The sequence below is a fragment of the Sulfitobacter sp. AS92 genome, from assembly GCF_038900015.1.
Lineage (GTDB): Bacteria > Pseudomonadota > Alphaproteobacteria > Rhodobacterales > Rhodobacteraceae > Sulfitobacter.
Window position 1 is genome coordinate 102,380 of record NZ_JBBMQL010000004.1, and the last position, 13,491, is coordinate 115,870.

A 13,491-nucleotide genomic window follows, 5' to 3' on the forward strand; every position below is an offset into this window, starting at 1 on the left:
CACGGTTGATAAAGTTTTGAAAATAACGATTAAATAGGTCGCACCTCGCAAAGAGGCGTCCTACGGTGCGGCGGCATGTCCTAAGGGCAGCCCAATGAGTCGCGCCCCAAAATCAGAGGCAACGCGGCCAGTCAGAAGAGGAGAGACCGATGAATCCAGCCAATGAGCCGAGTTTCCGCGACAGTGTGGATCTGATGTTCAACCGCGCGGTCGCGCTGATGGATTTGCCACCCGGTCTTGAAGAGAAAATTCGCGTTTGCAACGCCACCTATACCGTGCGTTTCGGCGTGCGTCTGCGGGGCCGTATCCATACGTTCACCGGCTACCGGTCGGTCCATTCGGAGCATATGGAGCCTGTGAAGGGCGGTATCCGCTACTCCATGGCCGTGAACCAGAACGAGGTCGAGGCGCTGGCGGCGCTGATGACCTATAAATGTGCATTGGTCGACGCGCCCTTCGGCGGCTCCAAAGGCGGGCTGTGCATTGATCCGCGCGAGTACGACGAGCATGAGCTTGAGCTCATCACCCGGCGTTTTGCCTATGAGTTGATCAAGCGCGATATGATCAACCCCGCCCAAAACGTCCCCGCGCCCGACATGGGCACCGGCGAGCGTGAGATGGCGTGGATCGCGGACCAGTACAAACGCATGAACACCACCGACATTAACGGTGTGGCCTGTGTGACCGGCAAACCGATCAACGCGGGCGGTATCCAAGGCCGAACCGAAGCCACGGGCCGGGGTGTGCAATATGCGCTTCAAGCCTTCTTCCGCGATCCCGAAGGACTGAAGAAAGCCGGTCTTAGCGGTAAGCTTGAGGGCAAGCGGGTCATCATTCAGGGTCTGGGCAACGTGGGCTATCACGCCGCCAAGTTCCTGAGCGAAGAAGATGGCAGTATAATCACGGCGATCATTGAGCGCGACGGCGCGCTGCACAGCGAAGATGGGCTGAACGTCGAAGCCATTCACAAGTGGATCGAGAAGCACGGCACCATCAAGGGCTATGCTGATGCGAAGTTTGAGGAAGATGGCGCGAAGTTCTTAGAAGCGGAATGCGATATCTTGATCCCTGCCGCACTTGAAGGGGTGATCAACCTCAGCAATGCCGAGCGTATCCAAGCGCCCCTGATCATCGAGGCCGCCAATGGCCCTGTGACCGCCGGAGCGGATGAGGTCCTGCGCAAGAAGGGCACTGTAATCATGCCGGATATGTATGCCAACGCAGGCGGTGTGACGGTTTCATACTTTGAATGGGTCAAGAACCTCAGCCATATCCGCTTTGGCCGTATGCAACGCCGCGCCGAGGAATCGCGTCACCAATTGGTGGTGGATGAGCTTGAGCGGCTGAGCGCAGACAAGGAACTGGGTTGGACCCTGAGCCCGAACTTCAAAGAGAAGTATCTGCGCGGTGCGGGCGAATTGGAGCTTGTCCGCTCTGGTTTGGATGACACGATGCGCACGGCCTATGAGGCCATGTCCCATGTTTGGCACAGCCGCGACGATGTCGAAGACCTGCGCACAGCAGCCTATCTGGTGTCGATCGAAAAGGTCGCGGCAAGCTATCACGCCAAGGGGCTTTGAGGCTCACAGCCTTTCCTGAGTGAACAAAAAAGGGGCGTCCCGCGCCCCTTTTTGGAAAAACTTTCCAGTAAGGTGCAGGCCATGGAACAGGATGAACGTGCGAAAGAGTTTGCGGCATTGCACCGCAAAGGCATGCCTTTGGTGCTCCATAACATTTGGGATGCAGGGTCGGCCCGCGCAGTAGCGGCAGCCGGAGCGAAAGCAATAGCGACCGGATCATGGTCCGTTGCGGCAGCACAGGGCTATGACGATGGCGAGGCGCTGCCACTGGATGCGCTTTTGCGGACCGCGCGGCAGATCGCTGATGCGGTGAATCTGCCGGTGAGTGTGGATTTTGAGGGCGGTTACGCCGTCGCGCCTGAGGCATTGGTCGAAAACGTCCGTGCGCTTATCTCCACCGGTGTGGTGGGGCTGAATTTCGAAGATCAAGTCGTTGGCGGTAGTGGGTTGCACGAGGCTGATGCGCAAGTCCGGCGGATCGCGGCCGTGCGGCAGGCGGCAGATGCCGAGGGCGTCGCACTGTTCATCAACGCGCGGACCGACCTGTTTTTACAAAGCCCGGCCGAGGACCACCCCAAGCACATCGAGGCTGCGCTCATCCGTGCGCGGGCCTACAGCGCGGCCGGGGGCGACGGCTTTTTTGTGCCGGGGCTGGCCGATGCGGATCTCATTCGCGCGGTCTGCGAGGGGGTAGTCCTGCCGGTCAATGTGATGAAATCGCCTGGGATGCCCGACATTGCCGCGCTGAGCGCCTGTGGCGTCGCACGGGTCAGCCACGGGCCGTTTCCTTACCGCGAGGCGATGGCGCGGCTGACGGCAGAGGCCGCAGCAGAGTAGCGCTTTTCGGTTATTGATACTTCCGCGCAGAGTTGTTTGACTGCCCGCATCTGCTGGAGGGTTCAGGATGCGATTTTCGGGTTTACGGGTGTTGCGCGAGGGGCTGACCGGCAATCGCGGCTGGACGCCACAGTGGCGCGATCCCGAGCCTCAGGCAGAATATGACGCCATCATCATCGGCGGTGGCGGTCATGGACTGAGTACGGCCTATTACCTCGCTAAGAACCACGGCATGACCAATATTGCGGTGCTTGAGAAAGGCTATCTCGGCGGGGGCAACGTAGGCCGGAATACGACCGTGGTGCGGGGCAATTACTTTCTGCCGGGCAATTCGGAATTCTACAGTCATTCGCTGAAGCTTTGGGAAGGGCTGTCACAGGAGTTGAACTACAACGTCATGTTCAGCCAGCGGGGGGTCATCACGCTGTTTCATTCCGACGCGCAGCGCGATGCGTCAGCTCGGCGCGGCAATGCGATGATCAACCAAGGCGACGATGCGGAACTCTTGGGCCGCGACGGCCTGCGCAGGCTGCTGCCCTATCTGGATTACGACAACGGGCGCTTTCCGATCTATGGCGGGCTGCTACATCGGCGCGGCGGCACGGCGCGCCACGATGCGGTGGCATGGGGCTATGCCCGTGGCGCGGACCAGCGCGGCGTCGATTTGATCCAGCAATGCGAAGTCACCGGCATCGATATTGAGAACGGTCAGGTGCGCGGGGTGCAGACCACGCGCGGGCCGATCCGGGCTAAAAAGGTGGCGATCGTCACAGCGGGGCGCTCTGGGCAAGTCGCCGCAATGGCCGGGATGCGCCTGCCGATTGAAAGCCATGTATTGCAGGCTTTCGTGACCGAGGGGTTAAAGCCGGTGATTGACCATGTGGTAAGCTTCGGCATGGGGCATTTCTATATCAGCCAATCGGACAAGGGCGGTTTGGTCTTTGGCGGCGATCTGGATTTCTACGCCTCCTATGCGCAACGCGGCAATATGCCGATGATGGAGCATGTGATGGAGGCGGGGATGACCCTGATGCCGATGATTGGCAAATCCCGCGTGCTGCGCTCTTGGGGCGGCATCATGGACATGACCCCCGATGGCAGCCCGATCATCGACAAGACTGAAACGCAAGGTTTGTTCATCGACTGCGGCTGGTGCTACGGCGGTTTCAAGGCGGTGCCGGCCTCGGGCTTTGCGCTGGCGCATCTGATGGCGACGGGGCAGCATCATGAGACGGCAGCGCGCTTCCGGCTCGACCGTTTTCGTTCGGGCGAAGGTCTGATGGACGAAGAGGCCACCGGGTCTCAGCACAACTTGCACTAAGGGGAAACGACCATGCGGATTGAATGCCCCCTTTGCGGCAGCCGGGACCGGCGAGAGTTCTACTATCGCGGCGATGCGGTCGCCTTGGCGCGGCCTGCACCCGATGCCGGTGATGATCTCTGGGACGCCCATTTGCACCTGCGCGACAACCCAGCCGGAGAAACGCGCGACCTGTGGCAGCATGAGAGCGGTTGCGGCGCGTGGCTGGTCGTCACCCGCAATACGGTGACCCATGCGGTTCACGCCGTCGCACTGGCGTCTGATGTGAAAAGGGCCACGCTATGAGGATCGCAGGGCGCGGATTGATCGACCGGGACAAGCCGGTCAGTTTCACCTTCGACGGGCGGCGCTATGATGGCTTTGCGGGCGATACAGTCGCCTCGGCCATGCTGGCAAATGGCCAGCGGTTGATGGGCCGGTCGTTCAAATACCACCGTCCGCGCGGGGTGCTGAGCGCGGGCAGCGAAGAGCCGAACGCGCTGGTGACCACCGGCGTCGGCCCGGCGTCAGAGCCCAACGTCCGCGCCACGATGCAGGAAATCTATGAGGGGCTGGCGGTGCGCAGCCAAAACGCTTGGCCGAGCCTCGACTTTGATTTGATGGCGGTGAACGACCTTGGCGCGCCCTTTTTGGGGGCGGGGTTCTATTACAAGACCTTCATGTGGCCGCGCAGGTTCTGGGAAAAGCTCTATGAGCCGGTGATCCGCCGTGCCGCCGGTCTGGGGCGCTTAAGCGGCCAGCCTAACGCGGACGCTTATGAGAAGGCCTATGCCTTTTGCGATCTACTGGTGATCGGCGCGGGGCCAGCCGGTCTGATGGCGGCGCTGACGGCTGCGCGGGCCGGGGCGGATGTGATCGTCGCAGATGAAGATGCGCTAATGGGCGGGCGGCTGAATGCCGAGAGCGAACGCATCGGCGGCCAGCCGGGTCCCGCATGGGCCGCAGGCGTGGTGGCAGAGTTGGCGGCAATGGACAACGTCCGCCTGATACCGCGCACCACGGTGACCGGTGTCTATGACGGCGGCATGTTTGGCGCGCTGGAGCGGGTCAACCAACACCGCGCGCTGCGGGGCGAAGGTGCACCGCTGGAGTGTTTCTGGCGCATCGCGGCCAAGCAATCGATCCTCGCGACGGGCGCGTTAGAGCGCCCCGTGGCCTTTGCCAACAACGACCGCCCCGGCATCATGACGGCAGGCGCGGTGCGGGCTTATCTCAACCGTTGGGGGGTGGCACCGGGCAAGCAAGTGGCGGTCTTTGGCAACAACGACGACGCCCACCGCACAGCGCGCGATCTGGCCGCTGCGGGGGTGCATGTGGCTGCATTGATCGACAGCCGCGAAGGGGTCAGCGTCGATGGCGCGGATTTCCCGGTGCTGCGCGGTGCCGTGGTCTGCAACGCTTCGGGCCGCAAGGAATTGGAGGCCGTGACCATCCGCACGGCGGGCGGAGAGCACAAGATACAGGCCGACTGTCTGGCCATGTCGGGCGGCTGGAACCCCTCAGTGCACCTGACCTGTCATCTGAGCGGGCGGCCCATGTGGGATTCAGCGATCCACGCTTTCGTGCCGACCCCCGGCGCAGTGCCGGGGATGCATGTGGCAGGGGCATGCAATGGCGTGTTTTCGACGCACGGCTGTCTTGGGGCGGGCGTACAAGCGGCAGGGAAAGCTTTGGAGGTACTGGGCCGCAATGCGGGGGCCGTAGACTTGCCGCAGGCCGACGACGCGCTCTACACCCTCAAACCGCTTTGGTCCGTGCCGGGCAAGGGGCGGGCGTGGCTGGATTTTCAGAACGATGTCTGCGTGAAAGACGTGCAGCAGGCGGCGGCGGAGAACTTTCGCTCGGTTGAGCATATGAAGCGCTACACGACGCAGGGCATGGCGCCGGATCAGGGCAAAAGCTCCAACGTCGCGGCGCTGGCGGTGCTGGCCGATGCGACAGGGCGTGGGATTGCTGAGACGGGCACGACCACCTTCCGCCCGCCCTATACCCCGGTCGCCATCGCGGCCATGGGCGCGGGCGGGCAGGGCAAGGGCTTCGCGCCCGAGCGGCTGACCACCAGCCATGCCGCCAGCCTCGCGATGAACGCGCCAATGGTGGAGGCGGGGCTGTGGTACCGCCCCAGCTATTTCCCGCGCGGGCGGGAGCACAACTGGCGGCAGTCCTGTGATCGGGAGATCGGTTTTGTGCGTAAGTCGGTGGGCATCTGCGATGTCTCGACCTTGGGCAAGATCGACATTCAGGGAGCGGATGCAGCCAAGCTGCTCGATCTGGTTTATGCCAATACCTTCAGTACATTGAAGGTCGGTAAGGTGCGCTATGGGCTGTTGCTGCGCGAGGATGGCTTCGTCATGGATGACGGCACCTGCGCGCGGCTTGGTGAGCAGCACTTTCTGATGACCACCACCACGGGTGCGGCGGGACAGGTGATGCGACATTTGGAGTTCGTGACGCAATGCCTGCACCCCGAATGGCAGGTGCATTTGACCTCTGTCACCGAACACTGGGCGCAGTTTGCCGTGGCCGGGCCGAAGTCGCGCGATTTGCTGAATGGTCTGCTGGAACAACCGATAGACAATGGCAGCTTCCCTTTTATGGCCTGCGGCGACGTGCGGCTCGGCGGGGTCGATGCACGACTGTTCCGCATCTCCTTTTCCGGCGAACATGCTTATGAGATCGCGGTGCCCGCACGCTTTGGGGCGGCGCTTTTCGATTTGCTGGTGGCGCGGGCCGAGGCGCTCGGCGGTGGCGCCTACGGGATGGAGGCGCTTAACGTGCTGCGCCTCGAAAAAGGCCATCTCACGCATGCAGAGATCGACGGGCGCGCCACGGCGAGTGACATCGGCATGGAGCGGATGGTTTCGGACGCGAAGGATTGTATCGGCAAGACAATGTCGGAACGCCCCGGCCTGCGCGACCCTGAGCGGGCGCAACTGGTTGGGTTACGGCCTGTCGGCGCAGTCAAACAGCTGACGGCAGGCGCGTTTTTGTTTGAGACCGGGGCCGAGGCTAGCCGCGAGAATGCGCAGGGGCATACGACCTCCGTCGGATTTTCGCCGAATGTTGGTACTTTCATCGGACTAGGTTTTGTGACGCGTGGCCGCCAACGTCACGGAGAGGTGATGCGCATGGTCGATCACCTGCGTGAAATCGAGGCGGAGGTAGAAATCTGCGCCCCGGTCTTTGTCGACCCAGAAGGAGGGCGCGCCCGTGGTTGAATTGAAAGCACAAAGCCCCTTTGCGGACCTGCTCCCTCTAAAGATCGGCAGCATGACGGTCGAGGAGCGCGATTTGGGGCAGCTTACCGTGATGGGCGGCTTTAGCAGTGCTGCGGTATTGTCGGAGACGCTGAAGGCGTCGCATGGGGTTACCCTGCCAAAGCCGTTGCAGAGCATCCAGAAGGACAACACCCGCTGCCTTTGGTTCGGTCGGAATGAAGTTTTGCTGGTTGGCCCCGCGCCGGACCAAACACTGGCAAATCACGCAGCGCTGGTCGATGTCTCAGACGGCTGGGCGGCGGCAGAGCTGCAGGGGCCAGGGGCCGAAGACGTGTTGGCGCGGTTGGTCCCTGTCGATCTGCGCAATGCGACGTTCAAACCCGGCCAAACCCTGCGCAGCCAGTTGCGCGAGATGCCCGCCTCAATCACCCGCACTGAGACCGGCTTTCTGCTGATGGTCTATCGGTCGATGGCCGCCACTTTGGTGCAGGAGTTGCGCCGCGCTATGGAAGCGGTGGCGTCGCGGCGCTAGGTTGCTCAGCGGGGGCCCGAATCCCCGTTTGGCAAACAACGGAGCATAGACATGAACAAGACAATTCTCGCCGCACTCGCCGCGATCAGCATGGCGGTCTCGGGCCCGGCGCTGGCGGCATCCAAAAAAGAGGAAAGCTGTATGCATCAGGCCGCCGTCGTGGCCGCCGTACAGCAAGCGCGGCTTGACCGGGTGAAAGAGCGCGAAGTCCCCGCCACAGTGCAGGCGCAGGCGACTTGGCCCGAGGATTTCAATACCGCGATCCCGCTGGTGACCCCTTGGGTCTATGAAATGAAAATGCGCGACGTGAAGAAGAGCGATCTGTCGGCCGCATGGAAAGAAATGTGCCTCGCGCAGTAAGCTGAGATACCTCAAGCCGGGCGGGGGCACCATGACGGGCGGGGGCGCTGCCCGGCATGGACGGGCGCTTTGCCGCCCGTGGCTGCCCTGCCTGCTCTGGACTCTGATATGCCCCAGTCGGTATATGAAAGCATGAGCCTGCCCCCTGGATTTTTGGAAGAACTGCGTGACCGCGCCAGCCTGTCTCAGGTGGTGGGGCGCAAGGTCATATGGGACAACCAAAAGTCCAATCAGGGCAAGGGCGACATGTGGGCGCCTTGCCCCTTCCATCAGGAAAAATCCGCCAGCTTTCACGTCGATGACCGCAAAGGGTTCTACTACTGCTTTGGCTGCCACGCGAAGGGCGATGCGATCTCTTTCGTGCGCGAGACCGAGAATGTAAGCTTCATGGAGGCGGTGGAGATCATCGCCCGCGAAGTCGGCATGCCGGTGCCCAAGCAAGACCCGCGCGCGCAGGCCAAGGCCGACAAACGCACGCAACTGGCCGAGGTGATGGAACAGGCAGTGCAATGGTTCCGTCTGCAGCTGCGCACTGGGGCTGCAGGGGCGGCGCGTGACTATCTGGCCAAGCGCGGGTTGTCGGAACAGGCGCAGGCGCATTGGGAAATTGGCTTTGCCCCAGATAATTGGCAGGGACTGTGGGACGCGCTGAAGGCGAAAGGGGTCGCGGATGACCTGATCTTTGGCGCGGGGCTAGCAAAACCTTCGACGAAGGGCGGACGGCCTTACGACACTTTCCGCGGCCGCATCATGTTCCCGATCCGGGATGCCCGGGGCCGGGCGATTGCCTTTGGTGGCCGCGCGATGGACCCGGAAGATAAGGCTAAATACCTCAACTCTCCTGAGACCGAACTTTTTGACAAGGGCCGAAGCCTCTACAACGTGAAAGACGCCCGCGCCGCTGCAGGCCGGGGTCAGCCACTGATCGTGGCCGAAGGCTATATGGATGTGATTGCCCTGCATGGCGCGGGCTTTGAGGGAGCCGTGGCACCGCTCGGCACCGCGATTACTGAAAATCAGTTGCAGATGCTCTGGCGTATCGCGCCCGAGCCGATCATCACGCTGGATGGCGATGCGGCGGGTCAACGCGCGGCATTGCGTCTGATTGATCTGGCCCTGCCGCTGTTGGAGGCCGGGCAAAGCCTGCGCTTTGCCATGATGCCCGAGGGGCAAGATCCCGATGATCTTCTGCGCGCGCAGGGGGCGGGGGCGCTGCAGAAACTGTTGGACAGCGCCTTGCCCATGGTCCGGTTGCTCTGGCAGCGCGAGACTGAAGGCAAGGTGTTCGACAGCCCCGAACGCAAGGCCGCGCTGGATAAAAGTCTGCGCGAAAAGATTAAACTTATCCGCGATCCGTCGATCCGCAGCCACTATGGCCAAGAGATCAAAGACCTGCGATGGGATCTGTTTCGCCCACAAAAACAGCGCGCCGACTTCCGCCCCGTGGGGGGCAGGGGGCCGGGCAAGGGCGGTGGAAAAGGCGGCAAGGGCGGCAACTGGGGCGCGCCTTTGGCCCCGCTGGCGAGCACCAAAGCCTCAGCCCTGGTGGCGATGAGCGACGATCAGGTGGGTCAGCATCTGCGCGAAGCGGTGATCCTCGTTGCTTTGGTCGGCTGCCCCAAACTGATTGAGACGTTTGAGACAGGGCTTGAGGGAATGCGCTGCGCTGACCCTGACCACGCCCGGCTGCGCGACCTGTTGCTGCGCTTTGGCCATGCCAGCGAGGAGGTGTTGCGCGAAGAGATTTCCTATTCTCTGGGCTGGGAGACCCTTGAAAACATCAAGGCGCAACGCCACGTTGCCATCACGCCCTGCATCCGCAAACCCGGCAATGTGGAAATGACCCGGATGACCGTGGCCGAGGAACTGGCCAAACTGGACGCCGCCCGCGGGCTGAATGAGGAAATCGCCGAAGCCGTCGAAGACTTAAGCGGCCCGGCAGACGAAGGGGTCACGTGGCGTCTGAGCGAAGCGGCCCGTGCCGCCGATATTGCCCGCCGCAGCGCACAAGAAGACAACAACGGTGAATTCGACGTTGGCGACAACGGCATGACGATGAGCCGCGATGAACGCAGCGCCCTCGACGCGCTGCTTGGAACGATTAGATATGACAAGTCGAAGGGCCGCGGATGAGGCATCAGCGTGACCCTTTTGCAGGACTTTTTGAAAATGCCGGGTAACGGGTTTAAGAATCACCAAGAACCCCGCATGATTCGGAAAACCGAATCATCTGTGGATGATTCGCGCTGACGCGCTGAAGGAGCATGAGATGGCTGCCAAAGATACAAATGACGACGCAAAGACCGACGATTCCGATTCAGGCCACTCGCTCGACATGAGCCAGGCTGCCGTCAAAAAGATGATCGGCGAGGCGCGCGAGAAGGGCTATATCACCTACGATCAGCTCAATACCGTGCTGCCGCCAGATCAGGTCAGCTCGGAGCAGATCGAAGATGTGATGTCGATGCTCTCGGAAATGGGCATCAACATCATTGAGGATGAGGAAGCCGAAGAGGAAGAGGCCAAGGGCTCTACCGAAGTCGCAACCACCGAATCCAATCGCGATGTCGCACTGTCCTCGGGCACGTCTGAGAAACTTGACCGCACCGATGACCCGGTGCGCATGTACCTGCGCGAGATGGGCAGTGTTGAACTGCTCAGCCGCGAAGGCGAGATCGCCATCGCGAAACGCATCGAGGCGGGCCGCAACACGATGATTGCCGGGCTGTGCGAAAGCCCGCTGACATTCCAAGCGATCACCATCTGGCGCGACGAACTTCTGTCCGAAGACATTCTGCTGCGTGACGTGATCGACCTTGAGGCGACATTCGGCACGCAGATGGGCGATGAGGAGGAGACCACCCCCGTGGTCGCCCCGACAGCCACTAGTGAGACCAAGTCTGACGATGGCAAAACCGAACTGGATGCCGACGGCCACCCAATCTCGTCCGATGATGACGATGATGAGGACGAACAGGCGAACATGAGCTTGGCTGCCATGGAAGAGGCGCTGAAACCTCAGGTGCTCGAAGCGCTCGATATCATCGCGGATGACTACGAAAAACTCAGCGCGATGCAAGACAGCCGGATCTCCGCCACGCTGAACGAAGACGGCTCCTTCACCAAAGATGAAGAAGCAACGTACCAAAAGCTGCGGTCCGAGATCGTGCTGCTGGTGAACGAATTGCACCTGCACAACAACCGTATCGAAGCCCTGATTGATCAGCTTTACGGCATCAACCGCCGCATCATGCAGATCGACAGCGCAATGGTGAAGCTTGCCGACCAAGCGCGCATCAACCGCAAGGAATTCGTCGACAACTACCGCGGCTATGAGCTTGATCCCAATTGGATGGAGCGGATGGCCGAGAAATCCGGTCGTGGCTGGCAAATGTTCATCGAACGCTCGTCCGAGAAAGTGGATGAGCTGCGCAACGACATGGCGCAGGTTGGTCAGTACGTTGGCCTTGATATCTCTGAATTCCGCCGCATCGTGCAGCAGGTTCAGAAGGGCGAAAAAGAAGCCCGTCAGGCCAAGAAAGAAATGGTCGAAGCGAACCTGCGTCTCGTCATCTCCATCGCCAAAAAGTACACGAACCGTGGTCTGCAATTCCTTGATCTTATTCAGGAAGGCAACATCGGCCTGATGAAGGCCGTGGATAAGTTCGAATACCGCCGCGGCTACAAATTCTCGACCTATGCGACTTGGTGGATCCGTCAGGCAATCACCCGCTCGATTGCCGATCAGGCGCGCACCATCCGTATTCCGGTGCACATGATTGAGACGATCAATAAGTTGGTTCGCACCGGTCGCCAGATGCTGCACGAGATTGGCCGCGAGCCAACGCCCGAGGAACTGGCCGAGAAGCTGCAAATGCCGCTCGAAAAGGTCCGCAAGGTGATGAAGATCGCCAAAGAGCCGATCAGCCTGGAGACGCCAATCGGCGATGAGGAAGACAGCCAACTTGGCGACTTCATCGAAGACAAGAACGCAGTGCTGCCGCTGGATTCCGCCATTCAGGAGAACCTGAAGGAAACCACAACCCGCGTGCTGTCCTCGCTCACCCCGCGTGAGGAGCGTGTCCTGCGGATGCGTTTTGGCATCGGCATGAACACTGACCATACGCTTGAAGAGGTCGGTCAGCAGTTCTCGGTCACCCGTGAACGTATCCGCCAGATCGAAGCCAAAGCGTTGCGCAAGCTTAAGCATCCGAGCCGCTCGCGCAAGCTGCGCAGCTTCTTGGATCAGTAAGCCACGGCTCTGGTTCACTAAGACTCAGCTTTTAATAAGACATAACGCGGCTCCTCGGGGCCGCGTTTTTCACATGTGCTTGAGCGTCTTTGACGCGGCCCCTGCGCGGGTTACATCCGGTGTAGTCAACCGAAAGGATCTGTCATGCGGCGTTTTCTGGTTCTGCTGATCTCATGCGTGTTGCCGCTTGAGGCGGCGGCGCAGACCTACCGGGCCGAGAATTGGCTCTTCGTTGTGCCCCTGAACACTCTTGATTTTGAGGTTATCGAAGACCGAGGCGTAGGCGCGCGGGGAATTTGGTGCGCGGCAGGTGAATTTGCCCAAACCGTCTTGGCCCTTCCGGCAGATCAGCGGCTCTATATCAAAACACCGCGCGGGCCATCGGTCAGCGGGGTGGGGCGTCGCGGCGTGGTATTCACCACCGATGCCTCCCGAGCAGAGGGTGATGCTGGGCGGTCCTACTCTGTCACCGTAAGACGGGCGGGGGAGAACCTACCCAGTCACCATGCAAGACAGTTCTGCCGCGATAATTTGATCGAATTAGAGGATTTTTAAGCTATGAAACGCAATCTGTGTCACGGAATTCTGGCTCTTGCGCTTATCGCGGTCCCGGGAATGGGGCAAAGCGTGCAGCCGCAGCGCGACTTGAACATCACCCCTGTAACGGGCGGTTTTCTTGTGGAGAATGACAGCGAGCATGGTGCACGGGGGATGTGGTGCGCCGCTGGCCACTATGCCCAGACAATCGGCGCCGCATCGCCCAAACAACGCATCTATGTTGCTGAAGCCCGGACGCCCGGACTTGGTCAGCGCAGCGCGGTGGCATTCACCCTTGACCCGAGTGGTTTGGCGACCCAGCCCGCGTTCATTGTCGGGGCATCATTCCGGCAAACGGGATCGTCGATGTCGGTACAGCACGCGCTTAGCATTTGTAACGCCCTGCGCGGGGCTGGTCGCTAAATGCAGACCTGCTTTTCGATCCGAACCGGCGGGCAGGCGCTTTATGAGTTCACCGAGGACGTAGCGGCGTGGGTGTCCGGGCAGGGTGACGGGTTGCTGACGTTGATGATCCGGCATACCTCGGCGTCTTTGCTAATCCAAGAAAACGCAGACCGTGACGTACAGCGCGATTTGCTGGCCTATTTTTCACGATTGGTGCCGCCCTCTGACAGTCCGAAGATGTCGTACCTGCGGCATGTCATGGAAGGCCCTGACGACATGCCTGCGCATATCAAAGCTTCCGTATTGCCGGTCAGTCTCAGCATCCCCGTAGCGCAGGGGCGCATGATGCTCGGGACGTGGCAGGGCATCTACCTGTTTGAGCACCGCGACGCCCCACATCAACGGCAAGTCGCGGCGCATTTCCGGCCCGACTGAACGCCGGGGCGGCA

12 protein-coding genes are annotated in these 13,491 nt (G+C 61.0%); all 12 read left to right on the forward strand.

The window, feature by feature from the left end; translation table 11 throughout:
• Window positions 1–149: 149 nt before the first annotated feature.
• Window positions 150–1,580: a Glu/Leu/Phe/Val dehydrogenase gene (locus WNY61_RS09515; protein WP_342851222.1), complete on the forward strand. Its 1,431-nt coding sequence runs from the start codon at window positions 150–152 to the stop codon at window positions 1,578–1,580.
• 81 nt (window positions 1,581–1,661) lie between these two features.
• Entirely contained in the window at window positions 1,662–2,417 is a 756-nt protein-coding gene (locus tag WNY61_RS09520; RefSeq protein ID WP_342851223.1) for an isocitrate lyase/phosphoenolpyruvate mutase family protein, read from the forward strand.
• Between the two features lie 67 nt (window positions 2,418–2,484).
• Entirely contained in the window at window positions 2,485–3,738 is a 1,254-nt protein-coding gene (locus WNY61_RS09525) for a sarcosine oxidase subunit beta family protein (RefSeq protein ID WP_342851224.1), read from the forward strand.
• A 12-nt stretch (window positions 3,739–3,750) separates the two neighbouring features.
• Complete coding sequence (locus WNY61_RS09530) at window positions 3,751–4,023, forward strand: sarcosine oxidase subunit delta (protein ID WP_342851225.1); 273 nt, start codon at window positions 3,751–3,753, stop codon at window positions 4,021–4,023.
• A complete protein-coding gene (locus tag WNY61_RS09535) occupies window positions 4,020–6,956 on the forward strand; it encodes a sarcosine oxidase subunit alpha family protein (protein WP_342851226.1) in 2,937 nt (978 codons plus the stop codon). The genes WNY61_RS09530 and WNY61_RS09535 overlap by 4 nt, the downstream gene beginning before the upstream one ends.
• Window positions 6,949–7,488, forward strand: coding sequence for a sarcosine oxidase subunit gamma (locus tag WNY61_RS09540; RefSeq protein WP_342851227.1), 540 nt, complete (start codon window positions 6,949–6,951; stop codon window positions 7,486–7,488). The genes WNY61_RS09535 and WNY61_RS09540 overlap by 8 nt, the downstream gene beginning before the upstream one ends.
• Before the next feature lie 51 nt (window positions 7,489–7,539).
• Window positions 7,540–7,848, forward strand: a complete 309-nt coding sequence (locus WNY61_RS09545) for a hypothetical protein (protein ID WP_342851228.1) — start codon at window positions 7,540–7,542, stop codon at window positions 7,846–7,848.
• Window positions 7,849–7,980: 132 nt separating this feature from the next.
• Window positions 7,981–9,981, forward strand: a complete 2,001-nt coding sequence (gene dnaG, locus WNY61_RS09550; protein WP_342851426.1) for a DNA primase — start codon at window positions 7,981–7,983, stop codon at window positions 9,979–9,981.
• Between the two features lie 136 nt (window positions 9,982–10,117).
• Entirely contained in the window at window positions 10,118–12,100 is a 1,983-nt protein-coding gene (gene rpoD / locus WNY61_RS09555) for an RNA polymerase sigma factor RpoD (protein ID WP_342851229.1), read from the forward strand.
• Window positions 12,101–12,244: 144 nt separating this feature from the next.
• The gene (locus tag WNY61_RS09560; protein ID WP_342851230.1) at window positions 12,245–12,655 is read left to right on the forward strand and encodes a hypothetical protein; all 411 of its coding nucleotides are present in this window, start codon (window positions 12,245–12,247) and stop codon (window positions 12,653–12,655) included.
• 3 nt (window positions 12,656–12,658) lie between these two features.
• Complete coding sequence (locus WNY61_RS09565; RefSeq protein WP_342851231.1) at window positions 12,659–13,060, forward strand: hypothetical protein; 402 nt, start codon at window positions 12,659–12,661, stop codon at window positions 13,058–13,060.
• On the forward strand, window positions 13,061–13,477 hold the full coding sequence (locus WNY61_RS09570; RefSeq protein ID WP_342851232.1) for a secondary thiamine-phosphate synthase enzyme YjbQ: 417 nt from the start codon (window positions 13,061–13,063) through the stop codon (window positions 13,475–13,477).
• Window positions 13,478–13,491 lie beyond the last annotated feature (14 nt).